Consider the following 8,767-nt stretch of genomic DNA (forward strand, 5'->3'; position numbering starts at 1 on the left):
CGCCCCATCCGCATCAAGAGCGATCGCCCCAAAATCCCGCTTGTGGTTTTTTGCTTCGGTAAATGAACGCTGCATCGCATCTTTGAGGGACATACCATCTGTAACGCGAATCACAATCTTTGGTGCCAAACACTCATCAATGATATCTTCGCCAATACCCGTGCAGCTTACGGCAGCATTTACTGTAGCATAATTACCCGCAGGCATTGCAGAATCACTGACACGTCCAATCCGCTCAAAGCCTTTCCCACCAGTGGAAGTGCCAACGGCAAGTCTACCGTGAGTATCTAATACTACCACACCAATCGTCCCGCGTCCGGCGTTATTAGTTTCCACTAGTTCCGGTTCTGCCACCACCCCAGCCATTGTTCTTTTAAAATTATCTTGGCGTTCTTGTATCCACTCTTGCAACCGCAACTCAGTTAAAGCGTTGTAACTGGGAATTTGCATTTCCCGCGCTAATTCAGCAGAACCGTAATCTGACAGCACTCGGTCGGGTGAGTTTTGTAAAAATTGCGCCAACTCAATCGGATTTTGCACCCGCGAAACATTAATCACACCACTAAAGCTTTGCGTTGTCCCATCCATCAAAGAAGCACTCATGCGGATTTGACCGTCAGATTGCAGCACCGAACCAGTACCAGAATTAAAGCGGGGGTCATCTTCCAACATTTGACAACCCCGCACCACCGCTTCCGAAGCTCTTGCACCGGAAAGTAAAAGAGAATAAACTTCTTCTACTACTTTATAGAGCGATCGCCGCACTATCTCTACTCCACCTTTACCGTGAAGAGAACTCCCAGCTCCTCCATGAATAATTAATTTAGGTTGCATATGTAATTTCATTTATACCTTTGCGCTATTTGCATCTAATCGTAAGTTGCCTTTAACCAGGAGATTAGGGCATTGGGCATTGGGCAATGGGCAATGGGCAATGGGCAATGGGCAATGGGGAAAGGGAAAAGGGGAAAGAATTATTACCAATGCCCACTTGGACGATGCCCCATGCCCCATGCCCCATGCCCTATGCCCCATGCCCGATGCTTCATTCCCCATTCCCCATTTTCTATTCCCCAGTTGTTTTAGCCTCAGAACGGTGACGACGACAACGTTCTGAGCAATATTTCACTTCATCCCAGCAATCTTCCCATTTTTTGCGCCATGTGAAGGGACGTTGACATACCGGACAGATTTTTGTTGGCAAATCTGATTTAGAACGAGTGCGTGCCATATCAAACGGTGCTTTCTTTGAGTTAAATGTTAGAGAGAGATGGAAGACAATTATAACCAGAATGCTATAACGGTAGAATTCTTTCTCATTTTTGCAATACCAATTCTTCAAAATCAAGCAAGATATTCAAACTGAGAAACCTGGACTATATCTGATGCTTGTTAATTACAAATTACGAATTACGAATTATTAGTGGTAGCTCGATAATAAAAGTTGCACCCTGCCCAACACCAGGACTTTGGGCGTGGATAGTACCACCGTGGAGTTCTATGAGGTTACGTGCGATCGCCAGTCCTAACCCCAGTCCTTTTTTAGAGCTTGATGCTTGACGAAAAGTCTCAAATATGTATGACAGAAACTCGGCATCTATTCCGCAGCCAGTATCACTGACTGAGATTTGGGCTTGAGTTTCATTAGTTTGAACACAAACCTTAATTCTTCCTTTTTGAGGAGTAAATTTGACGGCATTAGTAAGTAAATTCAAAATAATTTGCTGCAAACGGTCTGGATCGCCTTGTACTATTGTTGGTGAAGGGTCAAGCAGACACTCTAGGCGAATGTCTTTAGTTTCCAGGGATTGACGCACTGTGGCGATCGCGTTTTCAATCACTTGTTGCAGTTCAACTGGTTGAAGATTCAGGTTAATTTTACCCGCAGTGATGCGCGAGATATCTAGCAAATCTTGAACGAGTTTAGCTTGGAGAGTAGCATTGCGTTCTATCGTTTCCAGGGATTTCGTCAGCATGGCTTGACTAGGCTGGCTGCTACGGAGTAACCGCGTCCAACCAAGAATAGCAACTAGGGGGGTATTCAGTTCGTGAGAAACTTCTGCTAAAAACTTATCCTTCATACGGTTAATTGTTTTCTCCTGGTGGAGTGCTTGGGAGCGCAACTGTGCCATTTGGAGATGGGCTAAGACACGGGTAACAAGTTCAGTAGCTGAGAAGGGTTTAATTAGGTAGTCGTCAGCCCCAGCTTGAAGTCCTTCAATTACAGACTCTTCTCCTGCACGGGCAGACAGCAGGATGATGGGTACTTCTTTTGTCCGTGCGTCAGCACGCAATGCTTTCAATAACTCAAAGCCGTCTAAGAGTGGCATCATCACATCAGAAAGAACTAGAGAAGGCACTCGTTCAGTAACAATTGCCAGTGCAGCTGCCCCATCCGCAACGGCTTCAACTTCAACATCGTGTTCGCTTAATATCCGCTTGAGGTAATCGCGCATATCGGCGTTGTCATCCACAATAAGGATATGGGCTGGGGAATTTGGGAAAGAAGTTTTAGTTTCTGAGTTCGTCGAAATAGTTTTTGAGTTCGCGGAAATAGTTTTTGAGTTCGTCGAAATAGTTTTTGAGTTCGCGGAAATAGTTTCTGAGTTCGCGGAAATAGTTTCTGAGTTCGCGGAAATAGTTTCTGAGTTCGTCGAAATGATTTTTGAGTTCGCGGAAATAGTTTTTGAGTTCGTCGAAATGATTTTTGAGTTCGCCGAAATGATTTTTGAGTTCGCCGAAATAGTTTTTGCAGCTGCTTCCCCTACTTCTGTTGTATCGCTATCTTGCAACAACCAGCGCTTTGCCTCCTGAACATAAGGGGCTGCACCTAATGCAGTTGATGTCAGGGTGCGTGTTGCTGTGGTACGATCGCCTACGTCGAGTCGTAGGCGATCGCTTGGCAGGTGGGCTGTCCCTAATGGAATTGTGACAGTAAAGCAACTTCCCACTCCTGGAGTGCTGCTTACTTCCACGGTTCCACCATGCATTTTGATTAATTCCTGCACCAAAGCAAGACCAATCCCAGACCCTTCATGAGTTCTGGCTTTTGTGACTCGCACTTGATAAAATCGCTCCATCAGATGGGGCAGTTCTTCCGGCTCAATCCCGGAGCCTGTATCTTCTACCTGTAGCGTTACATGATGGTCATCAGCAAGATGCAGCCTGACAGCAATTTCGCCATCTTTAGTGAACTTAAAGGCGTTGGAGAGCAAGTTAAGCACAATTTTCTCCCACATTTCCCGGTCTACGTATACAGGTTCAGCTAAAGGTGGGCAATCGACCACTAGCCGCAACCCCGCCCGTTCAATGGCGGAACGAAATACACTGGCTAACTCAGTTGTAAACAGTGCCAAGTCGGTCGGTTCATAGACTGCTTCCATGCGTCCAGCTTCGATGCGGGAAAAGTCGAGCAGGGTATTAACTAGTTTCAGCAGCCTTATGGCGTTTCGATGTGCGAGTTCTAGCCGTTCCTGTTGTGCTTGAGGTAGGGGATGGGTGCGATCGCTCAAGGCATCTTGTAGCGGAGCCAGCAACAGTGTTAACGGTGTGCGGAATTCGTGAGAAACGTTGCTGAAGAAAGCCGTTTTGGAACGATCAAGGTCTGCCAGAGCTTCGGCGCGTTGGCGTTCTTGTTGACGGGCAGCTTGTTCCTGATTCAGGCGAATTTGATCGGCTTGTGCCTGTTTGCGATCGGTAATGTTGTTGAATACGACGACAATGTGGTGTTTATCTTCGTCGATGCGCGACACCAAAATCTCGAACCAGTAATCTACACTGTCGATGTAATGTTCAAACCGGGTCGATTCGCCTGTTTGAGCCACCGTGCCAAAGGTTTGCAGCCAGTTCTGATTCAACCGTTGATTCAGTTGAGTGGCGTTTTTACCTGCGACATCGCGCAGTCCGGTCAGGGACTCGAACGCTGGGTTGACCTGCAAAATTTTCCAGTCGATCGCCCTTTCATCGTCGTCATACAGCAGTTCGCAGAGGGCGTAACCTTCGTTGATCGAATTGAACAGCAACCGATATTTTTCTTCTGATTGGCGCAACCCTACTTCGGCGCGGGCGCGTTCCAACCGCGTCCAGATGCGGTTGGCGAGTTCGCGGGTCAGTTCGATTTCGTCGTCGCGCCAGTCATGGGGTTCGGTATGATAGATGACGAGCAGGAAGCGCCACTCGCCATCGCGCACGAGCGGTATGCTCAGGAAGGAGCCGATGTTCAGCGCCGCATACTGCTCGCCATCGACTAGGGGGTCGGCGAACACGTCGCGGATGACGACAGCTTCTCCGGCGCGACAAAGTTGCAAAACCTCGGGTGTTACGAAGTCTTGCATCCGATACGTGCCAATAAAGCTTGGCATGTGACTGAGTTGCCAAGTGTAGTTGATGACTGCAATTTCAGCCGTCTCACTCAATTCGGCAAAGACGCATGCCGACAAGTTGAAATATCCGCCGATTTTTTCGCCCAGCGCATTCATCGTCTCGTCAATGTTCGTCAGACGCGCAAGGTCTTGGGTGACTTCGGCTAAAAAGACGAAATTTGCATCGTGCCGTTTGCGATCGCTAATATCTTTGAAAATGAATGCGAGGCGAGGTTCGCCTTCAATCCGAAAGGCGTAGATTTCCAACGTGCGTTCGAGACTGGAAACGTTGGTTTCAAACCGGAGCGGTTCACCTGTGTTCAAGACGTTCTCGTAAATCTCGTATTCGGCTTCCGGTGCATCAGCAAACGCCTCACGAATCGTTTTTCCAACGATATCGCTAACGCCAGTCTGCACTGCAAATGCTGGATTCGCTTCAACATAGCGAAAATTAATGGGTTCCCCTGCCACTCGTTCAACGATGCAGAAGCCATCGTCAATCGAATTGAACAGCGATCGATATTTTGCTTCCGATTCGCGCAGGGCAATTTCTGCTTGTTTTTGCTCGGTGATGTCGCTCGCCGCACCGAACCATTTGACGATTTCGCCCGTTTCGTCGATCAGCGGAATGGCGCGTGAGAATGTCCAGCCCACTGTGCCATCTAGCCTAATGACGCGGTGTTTCAATTCAAAATTGCTGCGGGTTGCGATCGCTCGGTTGATCGCCGCCCAGACTTGCAGCTTGTCGGTTTCGGGAATGTATTCTTCCGTCCACTCGTGACGCGAATTTTCAGTCGTGGTGATAAAGTCTTTGCCTTTAAGGAAATGCATCTCGCGCCAATCTGCGCTCATTTCATAAATGATGTCCGAAGCTGCACTGACAAAAGTGCGAAATTTTTCTTCCGATTCGTGCAGGGCTTCTTGGGCTTGCCGCTGCTCAATCAGATCGGCCGCTTGGCGGGCGAGTAAATCGAGAAAGCGCAGTTCGCGATCGCTCGGTCGATAGTGTTTGCGCCAATGGGTTGAAAACATCCCGAGCAGTTTACCCGAACGGGTAATCAGCGGGGTTGACTGTGCCGAGAGATACCCCGCCTCCAAGAGGATTCGCAGAGAACCATCGGGGTCTTCGCTCTCTGGCACATCGAAATCAACAAAGGTGCGATCGCCTCTGAAGAGTGCCTGACCACAGGGCGTATTTGAACTGGCGTTGACGCGATAGAAATGATCGGTAATCGTTTGTTCAAAGCCCTGGTTGGCAAGTATGATTAATTCTTGCGTTGCTTGATCGAGAATTTGCACCGTGCCAGCCGAAGCCTGTGTAAGCGCCATCGCCACTGTCAAAATCTCGTCGTAAAGTACCTGAATGTCGCCATCGGTGGTGACTCGTGCGCTCAGATCGCGTAATAGTTGTGTACCTCTCAGGTCTTTTGTGATCGCTGCTTCGGCTTCTTTGCGATCGGTAATATCGTAGGAAACGGCAAGCACTGCATAAACTTCGCCGTCGGCAGAACGAAGTGGTGTTCCGCGTGAGATGAATGAGCGATTGTGAGCGTCGTGTTCAAGTTCAAACGGCTCACCAGCTAGCCCCTGACGGTAAAGCACCTCGTAATACGTCGCTAATTCCGGCGGCAGTACCTCGAAAATCGTCTTTCCGACAAAATCTTCACTTTTGAATTCAGCAGCGGACAACGCTTCTCCTTCAGCCAGCAAGTAGCGCAGATTGCGATCGACGACAAACGCAGCTCCACCCGGCAGATTCTCAATCAAAGCGCGCGATTGTTCTTGTGCCTGTTTGCGCTGCACAATTTCGGTTTCTAAGGTAGCGTTAGTAGCTAGCAGTTCCTTGGTTTGTCGCTGATTCAAAAGCAGGGTAGCCGCAGTAAAATCTGCCAAACTCGTCATCACTCGCACGTCTTCACTGTCAAAGTGTCGCTGTTCATCGTGCGACACAATCCAGATTGCGCCGAGAGCCTGATTGTCAGCAATCAAGGGTAACACCAATACTTCAACAACGGGCGTTATGGCTTCCTGACCGGAGGTGAAATATCGTCCGGGATAAGAATAAAGCACAGGTGTACCGCGATCAAGGCAGGTTCCACAGGGGCTAAAGTTGCGAGGGGTAGTGCCGCCGACGTACTGTTTTAACGCTCCTGCCAACACATTCCAGCGAAAGACTTCTTCACCACTAGGCAAGACTTCAAGTAAACTGACCCCTGTGCTTTGGGCACTGCACAATTCTAGTGCCATGTCAACTAGACTCTGGAGCATCGTTTCAGGCTTATTTACCAACTGTCGCGCCAACGTATGCAATGCTTGATTTTCCGAGAGTAAGTTTGCCGGACGAGGGTTTCGCCGAGACAACTCCTCAGTGATGACAATATCCTCTAGGGTGACTGTTTCTTTTTGAGGTCGTTGCATCGCCTTTACTGGTTAATTAATTGGGTGCGATCGCTGATAAATTGGCTTATTATGATTTATTATTTTAAGGCTTGCTGACAACATCTTTGTGTAAAGCAGCAGTAAGCCGTTGTCTCACGCTGGGCGAACGAAATCCTAAAACAATATCTTGGGGTGCAATCCCGCGCCCAATCAGTTCTCGGTCAATGAAAATTTCGGTGCTGTTATGCTGAATCCAGACTTTGCTCTCAATTAAGTCTAGCTGCATAGCGCAACCGTAAATGCGGTATTCGCCGCGCCAGCCATTGTGCATGACGAGATAGCGATCGCGCTCAGTATCAAAAATCAACTGAGCTTCTGGATCGTCAGCAGCAAAATTCTCTAAGAAATCACGTATAATTTGGCGATATTGCTTTATTCGATCCATTGTTCAATCACCTCTCGATCCGAGTTATAAATAATCAAGCGAACTTCATAGCGGTTGATCGCGGTTTTGGCTGGCTCAAAACGCAAAAAAGTTTGATGTACATCGCTTGGAACCGCCAGATAAAGAATACGGTCTGGTTCTTCTGAAGCTTCTAAGGCAATACGATAGTTTAAAAATTGACCAAGGGCGGTATGAAATTCGGAGACATTTGAACCGCTGACAAAACTTTTTACTTCCACTGCTATTTTACGTCCTGCTTTTTCCGCAGCGATCGCTTCTTCTGCGGCAAGGTCAATATAAATATCGGCAATACCATAGCGTAGACGATAAGGATCGTGGGTGATTTTCCAGCCGTCTTTTTGCAGTGCCAGCTTAACAGTGCCGTGAAAAATGTCTTTTGCCATATCAACTATCAAACTAATGGCAGCTTGACAGTAAACGTTGCCCCTCGTCCAATTCCCTCACTCGCTGCCTCAATTGTACCGCCGTGCAATTCGACGAGTTGACGAGCGATCGCCAGCCCCAATCCCAATCCTCCTGGCGAATGTCTGCTAGGAACCTCTGCTTGAGTAAAGCGATCAAAAACGTCAGGCAGAAACTCGGCACTAATTCCCACACCTGTATCCTTGATTTGAATCGTAGCTAGAGAATCAATAGTATCAAGCCGAACTTCTACTACTCCCTTTAATGTAAATTTAATCGCATTGGCAAGTAATTCTCTGACAATTTGCTGCAAGCGATCGCGATCGCCTAAAACGGTGTCACTTTGTTGGGAAGTTGCTTGCAAAGTTTTGACAATATTAATCCCCTTTTGTTTAGCATTAGAGGACATTGTATTAATAACTTCTTCAATAATCTTTGTGAGTTTAACTGGCTGGCTCTGCAAGCTGATTTTACCTGAGATAATCGTTGAAATGTCCAGCAAATCCTCAATCAGCTTTGCTTGGTTCTTGGCATTGCGCTCAATTGTATCCAAAGCACGTAAAGCAGTAGCCTCGTCGAGTTCCTTTGAACGCAGTAAGCGAGTCCAACCAAGGATTCCAACTAAAGGAGCATGAAGTTCATGCGTAACTGTTGCTAAGAATTCATCTTTGAAACGATTAGAAGATAACTCCTGGCGCAAACGTACCATTTGCAAATGAGATTCTACACGAGTTAGCAGTTCACGAGCAGAGAAAGGCTTAATCAGGTAGTCATCAGCTCCCGCTTGCAAACCCTCAATTGCCGCCTCTTCTCCCGCACGAGCCGATAGCAAAATAATCGGTATACCTTTTGTGTTTGAATTTGCGCGTAATGCACTTAGCAATTGAAACCCGTCCATTTCTGGCATCATCACATCAGTAAGTACCAAATCTGGCAGTTGCTCAGAAACGACAGCTAGGGCAGTTGCTCCATTAGCAACAGCTGTTACCTGCCATTGCTTTGATAGCAGACGCGCCACATAGTCTCGCATATCGGCATTATCATCTACTAACAAAATCCGCGCAGTCGAGAACTCGGAGGGCTTTATCGGGGGTGGGTTTTGGGGGGGAAACAAACAGAGGGAGACAAAAACAAACAACCCTCCCCTTTTTTCTTTTTC

The 8,767-nt window shown here is 47.7% G+C and carries 7 protein-coding genes; all 7 read right to left on the reverse strand.

What is annotated here, in order from left to right; genetic code table 11:
- Nucleotides 1-846 (reverse strand): isoaspartyl peptidase/L-asparaginase (locus AABK37_RS38385; protein WP_432556664.1); only part of this gene is annotated, 846 nt, incomplete at its 3' end.
- The gene (locus tag AABK37_RS38390) at nt 847-1,056 is read right to left on the reverse strand and encodes a hypothetical protein (protein ID WP_432556665.1); all 210 of its coding nucleotides are present in this window, start codon (nt 1,054-1,056) and stop codon (nt 847-849) included.
- Between the two features lie 10 nt (nt 1,057-1,066).
- A complete protein-coding gene (locus tag AABK37_RS38395; RefSeq protein WP_089126691.1) occupies nt 1,067-1,231 on the reverse strand; it encodes a DUF2256 domain-containing protein in 165 nt (54 codons plus the stop codon).
- A 172-nt stretch (nt 1,232-1,403) separates the two neighbouring features.
- Nucleotides 1,404-6,779 carry an ATP-binding protein gene (locus tag AABK37_RS38400; RefSeq protein WP_432556666.1) on the reverse strand — a complete coding sequence of 1,792 codons (5,376 nt, stop codon included), beginning with the start codon at nt 6,777-6,779 and terminating at the stop codon, nt 1,404-1,406.
- Between the two features lie 64 nt (nt 6,780-6,843).
- Nucleotides 6,844-7,185, reverse strand: coding sequence for a XisI protein (locus AABK37_RS38405; RefSeq protein ID WP_432556667.1), 342 nt, complete (start codon nt 7,183-7,185; stop codon nt 6,844-6,846).
- Complete coding sequence (locus AABK37_RS38410) at nt 7,173-7,589, reverse strand: XisH family protein (protein ID WP_432556668.1); 417 nt, start codon at nt 7,587-7,589, stop codon at nt 7,173-7,175. The genes AABK37_RS38405 and AABK37_RS38410 overlap by 13 nt, the downstream gene beginning before the upstream one ends.
- Before the next feature lie 8 nt (nt 7,590-7,597).
- Nucleotides 7,598-8,746: a hybrid sensor histidine kinase/response regulator gene (locus AABK37_RS38415; RefSeq protein WP_432556669.1), complete on the reverse strand. Its 1,149-nt coding sequence runs from the start codon at nt 8,744-8,746 to the stop codon at nt 7,598-7,600.
- Between the last annotated feature and the right edge of the window lie 21 nt (nt 8,747-8,767).

It is taken from the genome of Tolypothrix sp. VBCCA 56010 (genome assembly GCF_050875635.1).
GTDB lineage: Bacteria > Cyanobacteriota > Cyanobacteriia > Cyanobacteriales > Nostocaceae > Hassallia.

Bases quoted from the DNA above. Each gene is read 5' to 3' on its own strand.
- AABK37_RS38405 (WP_432556667.1), bottom strand. From the start codon at position 7,185: ATGGATCGAATAAAGCAATATCGCCAAATTATACGTGATTTCTTAGAG.
- AABK37_RS38410 (WP_432556668.1), bottom strand. From the start codon at position 7,589: ATGGCAAAAGACATTTTTCACGGCACTGTTAAGCTGGCACTGCAAAAA.
- AABK37_RS38400 (WP_432556666.1), bottom strand. From the start codon at position 6,779: ATGCAACGACCTCAAAAAGAAACAGTCACCCTAGAGGATATTGTCATC.
- AABK37_RS38395 (WP_089126691.1), bottom strand. From the start codon at position 1,231: ATGGCACGCACTCGTTCTAAATCAGATTTGCCAACAAAAATCTGTCCG.
- AABK37_RS38390 (WP_432556665.1), bottom strand. From the start codon at position 1,056: ATGGGGAATGAAGCATCGGGCATGGGGCATAGGGCATGGGGCATGGGG.